This window comes from Dehalobacter sp. (genome assembly GCA_023667845.1).
Taxonomy (GTDB): domain Bacteria; phylum Bacillota; class Desulfitobacteriia; order Desulfitobacteriales; family Syntrophobotulaceae; genus Dehalobacter.
The window spans coordinates 1-1604 of sequence record JAMPIU010000027.1; the positions used below are offsets into that span (position 1 = coordinate 1).

General features: G+C 43.8%; 2 protein-coding genes. Both read left to right on the forward strand.

Annotated elements, in window-relative coordinates; translation table 11 throughout:
• Positions 1–227: 227 nt before the first annotated feature.
• Entirely contained in the window at positions 228–1085 is an 858-nt protein-coding gene (locus tag NC238_01365; GenBank protein ID MCM1564604.1) for a CPBP family intramembrane metalloprotease, read from the forward strand.
• 26 nt (positions 1086–1111) lie between these two features.
• A partial coding sequence (locus tag NC238_01370) for an MFS transporter (GenBank protein ID MCM1564605.1) occupies positions 1112–1604 on the forward strand: 493 nt, incomplete at its 3' end.

Here is a 1604-nt window from a genome sequence, read left to right on the forward strand (position 1 = left end):
TTGGAATCAGGCCTTTTCAAGTGGAATGAGGAAGAGCGGGTGAAACAAGTGCTTTCTCTACAGGCAATTATTGAGAGGTCTTTAGGGTCTGTTCCGGGATCCTTTTCATTCATTTAGCCCTGAAGTTTACAGGTGCGAGATAACTGGGATGAACAGCTCAAAACACTTATATTTTTTTAGCTTTTATTGACCGACGGTCGGTCACAACCAATAAAGGAGTGAAGAATATGATTTCGAATTACAAGTATAACCCAAAACTCTATTTCTTTACGGTGTTTACAGTAACCTATACCCTCTGGTTTGCCGGAGCCTGGGTAAGTTTTCAGGATGGTATAAGCGGACTGTATATGCTTTTTATGCTGCTTGGAATGATTGCGCCGTTTATCATCTCGGCGGTAATGATTGCAGCATCCAAAAATTCCGGTTTAAAAAAGGATTTTATCAACCGGCTTATTAATCCGAGGTTGATACAGGTGAAGATGCTGCCGGCATTTCTTTTAATAATGCCTTTATCTGTACTGGCCTCCATCGCCCTTTCGCTGCCCTTTGGAGGATTGGTCTCTCAATTCCAATTTGCAGAAGGATTCTCTTTTTCAACGGGTTTCGTCCCGGTATTGCTCCTGCTTTTGCTTGCCGCTGCTTTTGAAGAGCTTGGCTGGAGAGGATATGCGTTCGACAGCCTGCAGAGCAGGTATAACCTGTTTACCGCGTCAATCATATTCGCCATACTCTGGTCACTCTGGCACTTTCCCCTCATTTTTGTGAAAAACTCCTACCAGTATGAAATTTTCCACCAGAGCGCCTGGTTTGGGCTGAACTTTTTTGTAAGCATCATCCCTATGGGAGTGATCATCAGTTGGATTTGCCTGAAAAACAGAAAGAGTGTTGCCGCGGCGATTCTCTTCCACTTTCTTGTCAACATGTCACAGGAATTGTGGGCTATAACCCAGACGACAAAATGTATTCAAACCGTGGTCCTGGTTATAATTGCCGCTGTTATTGTGGTGTTTGACAAGGAGATGTTTTTTCATAACAAACGCCCTCCAGTTGTGGAATGCGGCAAAACTCAGACCTGGCTTCTATAAGTCTGTATAAAGGGAGGTAAAGAAAGATGAATGTTCAGGATAAATCATACAAAAGATTTCTTATTATCTGGCTGGGGCAGCTGATGTCGGCCATTGGAAGCGGGCTTACCGCTTTCGCACTGGGTGTGTTTGTTTTTCAGAAGACCCAATCGGCGACGAATTTTTCCTTAATCATTCTTTTTGCCTTTTTGCCGACATTCATTTTGCTGCCGTTTGGAGGAGTAATGGCGGACAGGTTTGATCGCAAGAAAATGATGATAATCGGGGATGCGGGCGCTATAACCGGTTTATTATTCATTTTGCTGGTCATGATATCGGGCAGTATAGAGATTTGGCATATTTATGTTGGAGTGGCACTGAGTTCGGTATTCGCAGCTATTCAAAACCCCTCTTATAAGGCGGTTGTCACCGACCTGGTTTCAGAAGAGATGTATTCCCGGGCAAGCGGCCTTATTCAATTGGCAGGATCGGCACAATATCTTATATCTCCGGTTATTGCAGGATTCCTGATGAGTATTT

Excerpts from the sequence above, each read along its gene's own strand:
- NC238_01365 (MCM1564604.1), top strand. The coding sequence starts at position 228 with ATGATTTCGAATTACAAGTATAACCCAAAACTCTATTTCTTTACGGTG.